Origin of the sequence: Saccharibacillus brassicae (assembly GCF_006542275.1) — a bacterium.
Classification (GTDB): Bacteria; Bacillota; Bacilli; order Paenibacillales; family Paenibacillaceae; genus Saccharibacillus; species Saccharibacillus brassicae.
The window spans coordinates 163,586-176,049 of sequence record NZ_CP041217.1 but is presented as its reverse complement, the minus strand read 5'-3'; the positions used below and the strand labels follow the sequence as shown (position 1 = coordinate 176,049).

Annotated in this window: 15 protein-coding genes; all 15 read left to right on the top strand. The window is 61.4% G+C overall.

What is annotated here, in order from left to right; translation table 11 throughout:
* Nucleotides 1-154: 154 nt before the first annotated feature.
* On the top strand, nt 155-760 hold the full coding sequence (locus FFV09_RS00660) for an RNA polymerase sigma factor (RefSeq protein WP_141445885.1): 606 nt from the start codon (nt 155-157) through the stop codon (nt 758-760).
* On the top strand, nt 750-1,382 hold the full coding sequence (locus FFV09_RS00655; protein WP_141445884.1) for a hypothetical protein: 633 nt from the start codon (nt 750-752) through the stop codon (nt 1,380-1,382). Before FFV09_RS00660 ends, FFV09_RS00655 begins: the two co-directional genes overlap by 11 nt.
* 51 nt (nt 1,383-1,433) lie before the next feature.
* A complete protein-coding gene (locus FFV09_RS00650; protein WP_141445883.1) occupies nt 1,434-2,039 on the top strand; it encodes a histidine phosphatase family protein in 606 nt (201 codons plus the stop codon).
* A 370-nt stretch (nt 2,040-2,409) separates the two neighbouring features.
* Nucleotides 2,410-2,628 carry an IDEAL domain-containing protein gene (locus FFV09_RS00645; RefSeq protein ID WP_141445882.1) on the top strand — a complete coding sequence of 73 codons (219 nt, stop codon included), beginning with the start codon at nt 2,410-2,412 and terminating at the stop codon, nt 2,626-2,628.
* A gap of 128 nt (nt 2,629-2,756) precedes the next feature.
* Nucleotides 2,757-3,419 (top strand): DUF1405 domain-containing protein, encoded by a 663-nt coding sequence (locus FFV09_RS00640; RefSeq protein ID WP_141445881.1) that lies wholly within the window; start codon nt 2,757-2,759, stop codon nt 3,417-3,419.
* Nucleotides 3,420-3,522: 103 nt separating this feature from the next.
* Nucleotides 3,523-3,876: a nucleotide pyrophosphohydrolase gene (locus FFV09_RS00635; RefSeq protein WP_141445880.1), complete on the top strand. Its 354-nt coding sequence runs from the start codon at nt 3,523-3,525 to the stop codon at nt 3,874-3,876.
* Entirely contained in the window at nt 3,873-4,673 is an 801-nt protein-coding gene (gene dapB / locus FFV09_RS00630) for a 4-hydroxy-tetrahydrodipicolinate reductase (protein ID WP_141445879.1), read from the top strand. The genes FFV09_RS00635 and dapB overlap by 4 nt, the downstream gene beginning before the upstream one ends.
* 36 nt (nt 4,674-4,709) lie before the next feature.
* A complete protein-coding gene (locus tag FFV09_RS00625) occupies nt 4,710-5,135 on the top strand; it encodes a methylglyoxal synthase (protein ID WP_170314886.1) in 426 nt (141 codons plus the stop codon).
* Nucleotides 5,128-5,838, top strand: coding sequence for a bacillithiol biosynthesis deacetylase BshB1 (gene bshB1 / locus FFV09_RS00620; protein ID WP_141445877.1), 711 nt, complete (start codon nt 5,128-5,130; stop codon nt 5,836-5,838). Before FFV09_RS00625 ends, bshB1 begins: the two co-directional genes overlap by 8 nt.
* 147 nt (nt 5,839-5,985) lie before the next feature.
* Nucleotides 5,986-7,146 (top strand): N-acetyl-alpha-D-glucosaminyl L-malate synthase BshA, encoded by a 1,161-nt coding sequence (gene bshA, locus FFV09_RS00615; RefSeq protein WP_141445876.1) that lies wholly within the window; start codon nt 5,986-5,988, stop codon nt 7,144-7,146.
* Between the two features lie 45 nt (nt 7,147-7,191).
* On the top strand, nt 7,192-8,655 hold the full coding sequence (locus FFV09_RS00610) for a CCA tRNA nucleotidyltransferase (protein WP_246098436.1): 1,464 nt from the start codon (nt 7,192-7,194) through the stop codon (nt 8,653-8,655).
* Nucleotides 8,656-8,771: 116 nt separating this feature from the next.
* On the top strand, nt 8,772-9,752 hold the full coding sequence (locus FFV09_RS00605; protein WP_425472336.1) for a biotin--[acetyl-CoA-carboxylase] ligase: 981 nt from the start codon (nt 8,772-8,774) through the stop codon (nt 9,750-9,752).
* A 449-nt stretch (nt 9,753-10,201) separates the two neighbouring features.
* Complete coding sequence (panB, locus tag FFV09_RS00600; RefSeq protein ID WP_141445873.1) at nt 10,202-11,131, top strand: 3-methyl-2-oxobutanoate hydroxymethyltransferase; 930 nt, start codon at nt 10,202-10,204, stop codon at nt 11,129-11,131.
* Nucleotides 11,128-12,042: a pantoate--beta-alanine ligase gene (panC, locus tag FFV09_RS00595; RefSeq protein WP_141445872.1), complete on the top strand. Its 915-nt coding sequence runs from the start codon at nt 11,128-11,130 to the stop codon at nt 12,040-12,042. Before panB ends, panC begins: the two co-directional genes overlap by 4 nt.
* A complete protein-coding gene (gene panD / locus FFV09_RS00590; protein WP_141445871.1) occupies nt 12,035-12,418 on the top strand; it encodes an aspartate 1-decarboxylase in 384 nt (127 codons plus the stop codon). The genes panC and panD overlap by 8 nt, the downstream gene beginning before the upstream one ends.
* Nucleotides 12,419-12,464 lie beyond the last annotated feature (46 nt).

Here is a 12,464-nt window from a genome sequence, read left to right as displayed (position 1 = left end):
TAAACAAAGAGAGAAAATTCGCCATTTGATGCAACCTTATCGCGAGCCCGTGCGTCTATGAATCGATTACTCGGATTTTTTGTAAAATACGGGCCATATGATAAAATAGGCTGTAGATTTTTTTGCGGCGAGCTAGAGAGGGGCGCGTTATTCGATGGAAGATTCCCAGTTGATTCGGGAAATTAAAGCGGGGAATGTCGAACTGTACTCGGTTCTCATGAGGCGCTACCAGCGCAAAATCCTGGCGTTTACGTATTATATGTTAAAGGGCGCGGGTCTCGGCCATCTGGCCGAAGACGTCAGTTCCGAAACTTTTTATAAAGCATTCAAGAGTTTGCAATCGTTCCGGGAAGTGGAAGCTTCTTTCTCGACCTGGCTGTACACGATCGCAAGAAACACCGCTTTGAGCGAACTTCGCCGCAACCGGGCGACGAATGTGCCGCTCGAAGACGGGGAGCTGGTCACCGATTCTTCGACCGACGCGGCTCCCGAACAAGCGCTGCTGCGCAGCGAGCAGGTCGGCATGGTGCGGACGGCGATCGACAATCTGCCGGAGAAACAGCGCGCGGCGCTGATTCTGCGCGAATACGACCAGATGGATTATCAGGAAATCGCCCGCATTTTGGGCCAAAGCATCAGTTCGGTCAAATCGCTGCTGTTCCGTGCCCGGCTCAGTATCAAAACCCAGCTGGAACCGTATTATTACGGGCCGGTATACGAAGAAGAGATGTACAAGGGGATGAGACCCAATGAAGGGTAGAGAAGAAGGCGGACACCGGACAGGTACGCGCTGGAATCCGAATGCCGGGCGCAAAGCCGGCCTTCCGGGCGATCCGAAAGAGAATCCGGCCCGGCCGGAAGACCGTCCGGCCGAAGCGTTCGATCTCGACGATTTCCCCGATTTGGACGAGCTGCTGCGCGAAGCGGGCACGGACATGCCCGACGTGGACGCGGAGCGCATGAATCTGGGCGTGATGGACCGGATCTACGAAGAGTCCCCGTGGCTGCTGCCGGGCGAAGCGAAGACGTACGCGTCGCAGCACCGGTTTCGCAGCCGGGCGGCCGTCTGGGTCGCCGCGCTGCTCGCCGTTTTTCTCGTCAGCTTTATCTATTTGGCCGGTTGGGGTATTCCCGACCGGGAACAAAGCGCCACGCGCGGCGTACCGGCCGGCGTGATCGTGCAGCCGCTTACGGTCGATTCGGGCGTATCCGAAACGTCGGAAGCCGCGGCGCAGACACGTCCGGCGGCCGATCGGGGCATCGTCGAACCGTTGGTGGCGCAGATCGGGCCGACGCATCCGCAGTATTGGATGTTCCTGTCGCTGACCGGCATGGCGCTCGCGCTGCTGTCGCTCACCCGCATCGCGACGATGCGCAAGTAAGTAAGGCGCAAGCGCGCGCAAGCAGCATGAAGAAAGGTTGTGGAGACGTTCATGCGTATCGGATTGATCAGACACGGACTTACGGATTGGAACGCGGCGGGCCGCATTCAGGGGCGAAGCGATATTCCGCTGAACGACGAGGGCCGCAGGCAGGCCGCCAAGCTGGCCGAACGCCTGGCCGAAGACGAGTATGCGTGGGACTTCGTCGTCTCAAGCGGCCTGCTGCGTGCGCAGGAGACGGCGGAGATCATTGCGGGCCGGCTGAACCTGCCGCTGCTTGAAGCCGATCCGCGGCTTGCGGAGCGCGGCTTCGGCCAGGTGGAAGGCATGACGCAGGCCGAACGCGAGGCACGCTTCGGGGCCGACTGGAATCTGCAGGACGTCGGGCAGGAGAAGCTGGAAGCGCTCGAAGAGCGCGCGCTGGCTTTTATCGCCGACCTGGACGTCAAGTACCCGGACGGCAGCGTGCTCGTCGTGACGCACGGCGGGCTGCTCGCGCAGGTGTACGCGGCGCTGTACAAAGGGCGCTATACCGACCGGATCGGCAATTTGTCGCTGACGGTGCTGGAGAAGCAGGGCAACCTGTGGGAGCCGCTTCTGTACAACTGCACCCGGCACCTGTCGGAAGAGCCGGTAAGCGATACGCGCCGGCCTTGATTGTTCCCTGTCATGCGTGGCACGTCACGTTACGGAACAGCACTGAATTTGCATTCCAAGCTCCGCTTCGGCTTTTTGCCGAGGCGGAGCTTTTTTTGGATCGGCGGCGACTTGTAAGTCTGCCGGTTAAATAAACAAGCAGAATTTTTCCGTTTTCTGGTGCATGTCTTGGATTTATGGTTATAACAAGAGAAAGGAGTCGGCTTCTTGGTTCCCGTCGCTTTGGGGATGCCAAAATTGAAGACGCTCACAGTTTTATTTCGAACAACAATGATGCAGGGGTACGCGGGGGAAATCCCGACTCCGACAGAAGTCGTGGAAGCCGTAACGATTGCCGGTGACGATACGAGAAACTCGGGAGGTGCGTCCTTTGGACAAGATGAAAGCCGCTTACGAAGTGATGTTGGGTCTGGCCGCCGAGATGGTATGGGACGAAGCGCTGCGCAAACGGCGCTGCGAGATGCTGCAGCAGGAGATCGACGCCGCACTCGCAAACGGGGACGAATTGGCTTTCCTGGCTCTGACCAGCGAATTGAACACATTGGAGAACGGGATCCTGCCGGTTGAATCCTCGCGCTTGCCAACTTAAAGAAGTCACAGTTAAAATAGAACAGGGTTCACCCAAAGCCCGACCGCCGATGCGGTCGGGCTTTTTGTGAAGGCGCGGCTTCGGCATCACGCCGAAGCCGCCTCATCTTTTTATTCGGGAGGAAAATCATGTCGCTTTCGTTTTTGTGGAGCCGGGCCCTGCTGACCGACCGCCGCATTCTGTGGCTGTTGTTCGTCAGCAACCTGATCGGAACGGTGTACGGGTATATCTGGTACGGCGACCAGTTGGCCAACGTCTGGCGCACGCAGCCGGCGTGGCAGATCGTGTTCGTGCCGGACAGCCCGACGGGAAGCCTGTTCTTTACGCTTGCCCTGCTCGGCCTGCTGTTTCCGCCGGCGTCGCGCTTCATGCGCGGAGTGGTGCGGCTGATCGAAGCGCTGGCGGTCGTCACGTCGGTCAAATACGGCGTATGGGCGATCTCGATCATTGTGTGGGACGCCGCGCTGGGCTACCCGATCGAGCCGCTGAGCTGGATGCTGATCGCTTCGCACGGCGTCATGGCGGTCGAAGCGCTGCTGTACGTCCGTTTCTTCGGTCTGGGCGCGCTTTGGCTCATTCCGGCCGCGCTCTGGACATTCGCCAACGATACGGTAGATTATACATACGGGATTTTCCCTTATCTGTCGCCGGAGCATTTGGCGCGTCTGGATCAGGTGCGGAACTTCACGGTTGCGCTGACGGCGGTAAGCGTGCTGGCCGGATGGGCGGCGATTACGCTCGCCGGACGGCGCTGGAGGTCGAAACATCCGTCCGGACGGCGTTCCGGCTAACCCTTGTTATGTCATTGTTTTCAAAATGTCTTTGCGATAACATAGGGAAGAGCGCTGCGGAACATCACCATCAAGCAGCAAACGCGGAAAAGGAGGACCGGCCATGGAGAAAAGTCTGGCGGAAATGCAGCGGGAAGTCGATCGCTACATCTCGCAGTTCAAGGAAGGTTATTTCAGCCCGCTGGCGATGCTGGCCCGGATGACCGAAGAAGTCGGGGAGCTGGCGCGCGAAGTTAACCACAGTCACGGGGAGAAACCGAAAAAAAGCGGGGAAGACGACAATTCGATCGAATTGGAGCTGGGCGACATTTTGTTCATTACGCTCTGTTTTGCCAATTCGCTGAATATCGACCTCACCGAGGCGCATGACCGGGTCATGCATAAATTCAATACGCGCGACAAAGACCGTTGGACGCGGATCGACGCCGAAGCGGAGCGGGAGGAGAACGAACAATGAGCGAAACAATCAAAGTGGCGGTAGCCGGAGCAGGCGGAAGAATGGGACGCGAAGTCGTCAAAATGGTGCTGGCGGACGAACAGTTGGAACTGGTAGCGGCTGTTGACCGGTCCGGAGCGGGCACGGACGCCGGCGAACTCGTCGGCCTCAAGCCGTGCGGCCTTATCGCGACGAGCGACCTCGACGCGGCGCTTGCGCAGACCAAGCCGGACGTGCTGGTAGACTTTACCGTGCCTTCGGTCGTATACGGCAACACCGTGACGGCGATCAAGCACGGGGTACGTCCGGTCGTCGGCGCGACGGGCTTTACGCCGCAGCAGATCGAAGAACTGGACACCTTGTGCCGCGAAGCGAATATCGGCGGGCTGATCGCCCCGAACTTCTCGATCGGCGCGATCCTCATGATGCAGTTCGCGGCCAAAGCCGCGGAATACCTGCCGCACGTCGAGATTATCGAGACCCACGGCGACCAGAAGCTGGACGCGCCTTCGGGCACCGCGATCAAGACGGCCGAACTGATTGCGCAGGGCCGCGAGAAGATCAAGCAGGGCAACCCGAACGAAGAAGAGGTTCTGCCGGGCGCACGCGGCGGCGAATATGACGGATTCCGTATTCACAGCGTCCGTCTGCCGGGCGTGTTCGCGCAGCAGGAAGTGATCTTCGGCGGGTACGGGCAGAGCCTCAAAATTCGCCACGACTCGTACGAGCGTGCCGGCTACATGCCGGGCGTGAACATCGGCATCAAAAAAGTGCTGGAATACGAAGGCATGGTCTACGGATTCGAGCATTTGATGTAGGCCGTTCGATCAATAGAGCCGGAAAGAGGGATTTCGATGAAGGTAGCATTTATCGCGCACGACCGCAAAAAAGACGAGATGGTCAATTTCGTCACCGCCTACGAAAAAGCGTTTGACGGCTGCCAGCTGTATTCGACAGGCACGACCGGGCAGCGGATCATGGAAGCGACCCAGCTTCAGATCCACCGGTTCATGTCGGGACCGCTCGGCGGCGATCAGCAGATCGGGGCCATGGTAGCCGAGAACGAGCTGGATTTGATCATCTTCCTGCGCGATCCGCTGATGGCCCAACCGCACGAGCCCGATATTACGGCGCTGCTGCGCATTTGCGACGTGCAGGGCATTCCGGTGGCGACAAACGTCGCGACGGCGGAGATCCTCGTCCAGGCGCTGATGCGGGGCGATTTCGGCTGGCGCGAGCTGGTACATAAATACAAGCCGGGACTTCAGGGCAATGAATGAACCGCAGAATCGGCCGCTTGACCTGCTCGTCTTCGGCGCCCATGCGGACGACGCCGAGATCGGGATGGGCGGCACGATCGTCAAGCATACCCGCGCCGGCCTTCGCGTCGGGATCTGCGATCTGACGTTCGCCGAGATGTCTTCGAACGGTACGGTCGAGCTGCGCGTCCAAGAAGCCGAGTCGGCCTCCGCCGTACTCGGCCTCGCTATGCGCTCCAATCTCGGCCTGCCGGATCGCGGCCTGTTTCTGACCGACGACCATCTGCGCAAAGTGGCCGCCGAGATTCGCAAATGGGCGCCGCGCGCCGTGTTTGCCCCGTATTGGGAAGACCGGCACCCGGACCATATTTCGTGCAGCCGCCTGGTGCAGGAAGCGGTATTCAACGCCAAACTTCGCCGCTACATGCCCGAAATGCCGCCGGTGACGGTGGAGCAGCTTTATTTTTATTTCATCAACGATCCGGGACGTACCGACCTGATGGTCGACGTCACGGACGTTTACGCGGACAAAGAACAGGCGCTGCGCTGCTACGCGTCGCAGTTTACCGGCCCGTCGCAAGGAAGCGACGCCGTCGATACGCCGCTGACCGCGCAGTACGTCGAGCGGGTCAAAGCGCGCGATTCGCTGCTCGGCCAAAAAGGCGGGATCGGGTATGCCGAAGGATTCGCTTCCCGGCTGCCGCACAAAGTCGATTTATTTTAACGGATTCCTTGTTGGATCGCGGGTCGAAATCCTTATCGGGAACTCGCGCACAGGGAACCGCACACCTATTGACCAACCAAGTTGTCCAATCAAGAAACGACCAGGCGCCCTTTATGTGGGACCGGTAAGAAAGGAGTTCCGGGCTTAATGAACGAAACACTCAAAATCGGCATCACCTGCTACCCCTCGCTCGGCGGGTCGGGAGTGGTAGCGACGGAACTGGGCAAGCTGCTGGCGGAAAAAGGACACGAGGTCCATTTTATTACGCACAGCATTCCTTTCCGGTTGGGAGCCTTCCATAAAAATATCCATTATCACGAAGTCGAGGTCAGCGACTATTACGTATTCCGTTATCCGCCGTACGATCTGTCGCTGGCTTCCAAAATGGCCCAGGTGGTCAAACGCGAAAAGCTCGATATTTTGCACGTACACTACGCGGTGCCGCATGCGGTCTGCGCCTATCTCGCGAAGCAGATGGTCGGCGACGACCTCAAGATCGTCACGACGCTGCACGGAACCGACATTACGGTGCTTGGGCAGGACGAGACGCTCAAAGACCTGATCGCTCTTGCCATCAACCGCAGCGACGCGGTAACGGCCGTATCGGCCGACCTGATCGGCCAGACGCGCACGGCGCTCGACATTACGCGCGATATCGACCTGACCTACAATTTTATCGACAAAAGAGTGTACTATCCGCGCGAAGTGAGCGGGCTGCGCAGCGAGTTCGCGGCGCCGGACGAGAAAATACTGATGCATATCTCCAACTTCCGGCCGGTCAAGCGGGTGTCCGACGTGATCGAAGTGTTCGACCGCGTCAACCGCGAAGTGCCGTCGAAGCTGCTGCTCGTCGGCGAAGGGCCGGATATGCCCAAAGTCCAAAACAAGATCCGCGAGCTGGGTCTGGAAGATCGGGTACATTTTCTCGGCAAACAGGACGAAATCGCGCAGGTCATCTCGCTGGCGGATCTGCTGCTGCTGCCGTCGGAAAAAGAAAGCTTCGGACTGGTCGCGCTTGAAGCGATGGCCTGCGGCGTGCCGACGGTCGGTTCCGAAGCGGGCGGCATCCCCGAATTGGTCGAGCACGGCATTACAGGGTATCTGGCTCCGATCGGCGATACGGACGCGATGGCCGCTTATGCCGTCAGCCTGCTGAACAATCCGGCCGAGAAAGCGCGGATGCGCGAAGCGTGCCTCGACCGGGCGCATACGCGTTTTTGCGATCAGAAAATTATGCGCGAGTACGAAGAAATCTACTATCGCGTATTGGGGCGCAAGCTGCCGGAAGCGGTCGTTCAAAGCTGCTGATCGGCGGCCTGCGCCCGGAACGAGACAGAAACGGAGTTGAAGACTGTGACGCAGTGGAAATATGCCGATCCGGAGCAGGTCAGGCTCAGCGCGGACCTGCTTGGCACGCTCGAAGAGGCGGGGCATATCGCCTGCTGGGTAGGCGGCTGCGTTCGCGACGAGCTGATCGGCCGGCCGGTCAACGATATGGATATCGCCACCTCGGCGCGGCCCGAAGAAGTGATCGGATTGTTCGCACGCACCGTGCCGACAGGGATCCAGCACGGTACGGTGACCGTGATTTTGGACAAAATGCCGTTCGAAGTGACGACGTTCCGAACCGAATCGGCGTATCAGGACTTTCGCCGGCCGGACGAAGTGACGTTCGTCCGGTCGCTCGACGAAGATTTGCGCCGGAGGGATTTTACGATGAACGCGATCGCCCGGCTGCCGGGCGGCGATTATATCGACCCTTACGGCGGGCGTGCCGATCTGGAACGCGGCCTGATCCGCTGCGTGGGCGAAGCGCGCGAGCGGTTCCGCGAAGACGCGCTGCGCATGCTGCGCGGGGTGCGGTTCGCTTCCGTGTTCGGCTTCGAACTTGCGCCGAGCACATGGGAAGCGCTGCTTGAACTGCGCGGGAACATGCGCCATATCGCGGCGGAGCGGGTCCGCGCCGAACTTGAGAAAATGATCGGCGGGCCGCAGCCGTCCGCAGGGCTGCGGCTGCTTGCGCGCAGCGGCCTGCTGGAGGACGCCCGCATCGGTCTGCAGCCGCAGGCTTTGCGGGCTGCGGCTCCCGAGCGGCTGGACGATTTGCCGCCCAAGCCGGGCGAACTGCGCTGGGCGGCGCTGCTGCAAGGGCTGGGCGTGCCCGGCGACGAAGCGGAAAGCCGGCTCAAAAGCTGGACGTTCTCCGGCGGATTCGCCAAATCCGCTGCGGCGCTGCTGCGGATCGACGAAGCGATGAACGCGGCGGGGTTGTTCGAAGGCGCCGCCGAAGCCGGCGGATTTGCGCTGCGCCGCGAACAGCTTGCGGCGCGGGAAGAACCGGCGGCCGGGCCGGAGCGGCCGGGAGAGCGGCAGGCGGGGGCAGAGCCGCCGGCGAAGCAAGAGCGCGAAGCCGGTGCGCTGCCGCACAAGCCGCGGAAAGCGGACGCGCGGACGGTATTCGTCCGCTGCGTGCTCGATTTCGGCCGGACGGCGGCCGAAACCTGGCTTGCGTACCGCTCCGCGCTGCATGGAGCGGACGAAAGGCTTGCCGCGCGGCTTGAACGCGCGGCGGGCTGGCTTGCGGCGATCCCGGCGGAGTCGCCGCGGGAACTTGCGCTCGGCGGGCACGACCTCGCCGGGCAGCTGGACCGGGCGCCCGGCCCGTGGCTCGGCGCCCTGATCCGGCGGCTGCTCGAAGCCGTCGCGCTCGGCGAGATCGCCAACGAGCGCGAAGCACTGCTGGCGGAAGCGCTCCGGCTGGAAGCGCGGCTGGCGAAGAACGAGACTCAAGCGCAGAAGGAGGAGCGGCCCATATGACCGATAGCGAAAAGCGAAGCCTCGGCGAACCGGAAAAATCGGAGTCGTTGGAGTCGTCGGCGCCGGTTCCGGACGGCAGGGAAAATGCAGGCGACAGCCGCGACCGGCTGCTCGACATGTTCGAAGCGGCGGGCGGCGATTATTTGTCCGGCGAGGAGATCAGCCGCCGGCTCGGCGTGAGCCGCACGGCCGTATGGAAGCGGATCGGCCGGCTCAAAGACGCCGGCTACGTGTTCGAAGCCGCGCCGAAGCTCGGCTACCGCCTGGCGGCGACCGCATCGGCGCTCGATATGCGCCGGATCGCGGCCGAACTTCGGACGGAGCGTTTCGGCCGTAACTTGACCGTACTGGCCAAGACCGATTCGACGCAGACCGAAGCGGAGACACTGGCGCGCGCAGGCGCCCCGGAAGGCACGCTCGTCGTCGCCGAAGAGCAGACGTCGGGCCGCGGCCGTCAAGGCCGCGCCTGGCATTCGCCGCCGGGCCGCGGCGTCTGGATGAGCACGGTGCTGCGCCCGGAAGGGCCGCTGACCGCCGTGCCGCAGCTGACGCTGCTGGCGGCGGTCGCTGTCTGCCGCGCGATTCGCGCCGCAAGCGGCGTGGAAGCCGGCATCAAATGGCCGAACGACCTGCTCGCAGGCGGCCGCAAGCTGTGCGGCATTTTGCTGGAAGCCGTCGTCGAAGACGGAGGCATCCGGCACTGCATCATGGGCATCGGCATCGACGCGAATCTGGAAGAGTCCGATTACCCCGAGGAACTGCGCGACCGCGTCACTTCGCTGCGGCGCGAATCGGGGACGGAAGTCGATCGTTCGGCGCTGATCGCCGCCGTCATGAACGAGTTCGAGACGCTGTACGCGCTGTATGCCGAGAGCGGCTTCGAACCGATCCGGCTGCTGTGGGAATCGCTCAGCGTCACGCTGGGACGTGAGATCGTCGTACGCGACGTGCGCGGCGAACGGCGCGGACGCGCGGAAGGACTCGGCGCGCAGGGCGAACTGCTGATGCGTGCCGAAGACGGAAGCCTCGCCGCCGTCTACTCGGGCGATGTGGAATTGTACCCGGGACCGGCCGGCGGATCGGGCAGCGGCCAGTAGGCATGTTCCCCGGTTCCGATCGATCGGCCGGAAATCGGCAGATGGGATGATTTATCGACAAGGTTTTGGTATACTTGCGGTGTGGAGGCGGTATCGGCTGAAGGAAGCCGAACTGCACTGCCGCGAATCGCAACACTTTCTATACCCGCAGCATTTTCAGGCTCGGCAAGGCCGATCACTCTGAAGCTGCAAATCTGAAGTTGCAAGCCTGAAGTTTCAAACCCGAAGTTGCAAGCTCGATTCCGGGCGCAATCGCCCCGACTATCGACCGCCCTGCAGTTCTGCTCTGAGCCTTACAAGGACCGAGACAGAAGGGAGAAGCGAATCGTCGCACCCGTTTCTTCTTTACCTTTCGGCCCTTTTGGTGACAGCAAAAGGCTATTTGTGCTGGACGCAGTTGTAAATCCGGTGCAAACAGCCTCCACTATCCACAAAAGGAGCCTGATCCCATGGCAGCGAAAAGACCGTTAAACGTAGTGAAAATCCGTAAAATGAAACAACAAAAGGAACCTTTGACGATGATTACGGCGTACGACTATCCATCCGCGAAACTGGCGGAGGAAGCGGGCGTGGACCTCATCTTGGTCGGAGATTCCCTCGGCAACGTCGTACTCGGTTACGATTCGACGATTCCCGTCACTTTGGACGATATGGTGTATCATTCGAGAGCGACGGCGCGGGGAGCGGGCAATACGTTCATCGTCGCCGACATGCCTTTTATGACGTACCACGGAAGCATAGATGAAACGCTTAGAGGCGTGCGCCGCCTCATGCAGGAAGGACACGCGCACGCCGTCAAGATGGAAGGCGGCCTTGAGATCGCTGCCGCCGTCAAAGCGATCGTGCAGGCCGGCGTGCCGGTGCTGGGCCATATCGGCCTGACGCCGCAGTCGGTCAATACGATCGGCGGCTACCGCGTGCAGGGCAAAGACGCCGAAGACGCGAAGCGCCTTATGAACGAAGCGAAAGCGCTGGAAGAAGCCGGAGCGTTCGCGGTCGTGCTGGAGCTGGTGGCGGAAGAGACCGCCGCGGCGATCTCGCGCGAACTGTCGATCCCGACGATCGGTATCGGCGCCGGCCGCGAATGCGACGGCCAGGTGCTCGTCTTCCACGACGTGGTGAAGTACGCTTCGCCCTATATGGAAAAAAGATTCGTCAAAACGTTCGCCGACGTCGGCGAGCAGATTCGCGGCGGCATCGCCGATTACGTGAACGAAGTGAAAAGCCGGACGTTCCCGGCCGAATCTCACGTGTTCAAAGCGGACGAAGGCGTCAGCGAATCGCTCGATTCGCTCTACGGCGGCGGACGCGCGGCAGCCGAGAGCGCCCAGCCGGACGCGGCATCTGCCGATCACAAGAAAGTGGGGGCGCAGGGATGAAGATCGCCACCACGATCGCTCAGGCACGCGCCCTGATCGCCGAGCTGCGCGAAGAACGCCGCGCTTCGGCGCAGGGCAGTGCCGTCGGCTTCGTGCCGACGATGGGCTATCTGCACGAAGGGCATGCCAGCCTGCTGCGGCGTTCGCGCCAGGAGAACGGCGTGTCCGTGCTCAGCATCTTCGTCAACCCGATCCAGTTCGGGCCGGGCGAAGACCTCGACCGCTATCCGCGCAGCGAAGAAGCCGACCTGAAGCTGGCCGAGCGCGAAGGCGTCGACGTCGTCTTTCTGCCTTCCGTGGACGAGATGTACCCGGAAGAACGCAGAACGACTGTCACGGTCACGGGAGTCACCGAGCGTCTGTGCGGCGCTTCGCGCCCGGGCCATTTCGACGGCGTGGCGACGGTCGTCTCCAAGCTGTTCCATATCGTCAAGCCGGACCGGGCGTACTTCGGCGCCAAAGACGCCCAGCAGGTCGCCGTGCTGCAAAAGATGGTGACCGACCTGAATCTGGACGTCGTCATCGTGCCGTGCCCGATCGTGCGCGAAGCGGACGGCCTTGCGCTCAGCTCGCGCAACGTGTATCTGAGCGCTGAGCAGCGCCGGGAAGCGCTCGTGCTGTCGCGTTCGCTGCGCGAAGCGCAAGCCCGCATCGAGCGGGACGGTTCCGTCACGTCGCGCGCGATCACCGACGAGGTGACGCAAGCGATCCAGGCGTCGCCGCTCGCCGAGATCGATTACGTGGAACTGCTGACGTTCCCGAATCTCGAACCGCTTGTCGCAGACCGCGAAATGGCCGACCTTCGGCGTTCCGGCGGTTCGGTTATTCTGGCGCTTGCCGTCAAATTCGGTTCGACCCGTCTGATCGACAATGCCATTATGAAGCTCAAGGAGGCTGACCTGTATGCATAGAACGATGATGAAATCCAAAATCCACCGCGCGACCGTCACGGAAGCGAATCTCAATTACGTCGGCAGCATTACGATCGACGAAGATTTGATGGAAGCGGCCGATCTGCTGGAAAATGAAAAAGTCCAGATCGTCGACAACAACAACGGCGAACGTCTGGAGACGTACGTCATTCCCGGACGGCGCGGAAGCGGCGTGATCTGCCTGAACGGCGCGGCCGCCCGCCGCGTGCAGCCCGGCGACACGGTCATCATTATCTCGTACGCTTCGATGTCGAACGAAGAAGCGCATCTGCACAAGCCGACGGTCGTGTTCGTCGATGCGGACAACCGCGCTGTCGAGACGGCCGTGAAGGAAATTCACGCGACGATCCGCTAAACGGCGAATCCCGGCCTGCCGGGGATGCCGCGCAGAACCGGTTTCC

What these genes read in the sequence shown, in the direction of transcription:
- FFV09_RS00640 (WP_141445881.1), top strand. Translation starts at nt 2,757, where the DNA reads ATGTCGCTTTCGTTTTTGTGGAGCCGGGCCCTGCTGACCGACCGCCGC.
- FFV09_RS00660 (WP_141445885.1), top strand. Translation starts at nt 155, where the DNA reads ATGGAAGATTCCCAGTTGATTCGGGAAATTAAAGCGGGGAATGTCGAA.
- FFV09_RS00635 (WP_141445880.1), top strand. Translation starts at nt 3,523, where the DNA reads ATGGAGAAAAGTCTGGCGGAAATGCAGCGGGAAGTCGATCGCTACATC.
- FFV09_RS00605 (WP_425472336.1), top strand. Translation starts at nt 8,772, where the DNA reads ATGTTCGAAGCGGCGGGCGGCGATTATTTGTCCGGCGAGGAGATCAGC.
- panC (WP_141445872.1), top strand. Translation starts at nt 11,128, where the DNA reads ATGAAGATCGCCACCACGATCGCTCAGGCACGCGCCCTGATCGCCGAG.
- dapB (WP_141445879.1), top strand. Translation starts at nt 3,873, where the DNA reads ATGAGCGAAACAATCAAAGTGGCGGTAGCCGGAGCAGGCGGAAGAATG.
- FFV09_RS00625 (WP_170314886.1), top strand. Translation starts at nt 4,710, where the DNA reads ATGAAGGTAGCATTTATCGCGCACGACCGCAAAAAAGACGAGATGGTC.
- bshA (WP_141445876.1), top strand. Translation starts at nt 5,986, where the DNA reads ATGAACGAAACACTCAAAATCGGCATCACCTGCTACCCCTCGCTCGGC.
- FFV09_RS00655 (WP_141445884.1), top strand. Translation starts at nt 750, where the DNA reads ATGAAGGGTAGAGAAGAAGGCGGACACCGGACAGGTACGCGCTGGAAT.
- panB (WP_141445873.1), top strand. Translation starts at nt 10,202, where the DNA reads ATGGCAGCGAAAAGACCGTTAAACGTAGTGAAAATCCGTAAAATGAAA.
- panD (WP_141445871.1), top strand. Translation starts at nt 12,035, where the DNA reads ATGCATAGAACGATGATGAAATCCAAAATCCACCGCGCGACCGTCACG.
- FFV09_RS00650 (WP_141445883.1), top strand. Translation starts at nt 1,434, where the DNA reads ATGCGTATCGGATTGATCAGACACGGACTTACGGATTGGAACGCGGCG.
- bshB1 (WP_141445877.1), top strand. Translation starts at nt 5,128, where the DNA reads ATGAATGAACCGCAGAATCGGCCGCTTGACCTGCTCGTCTTCGGCGCC.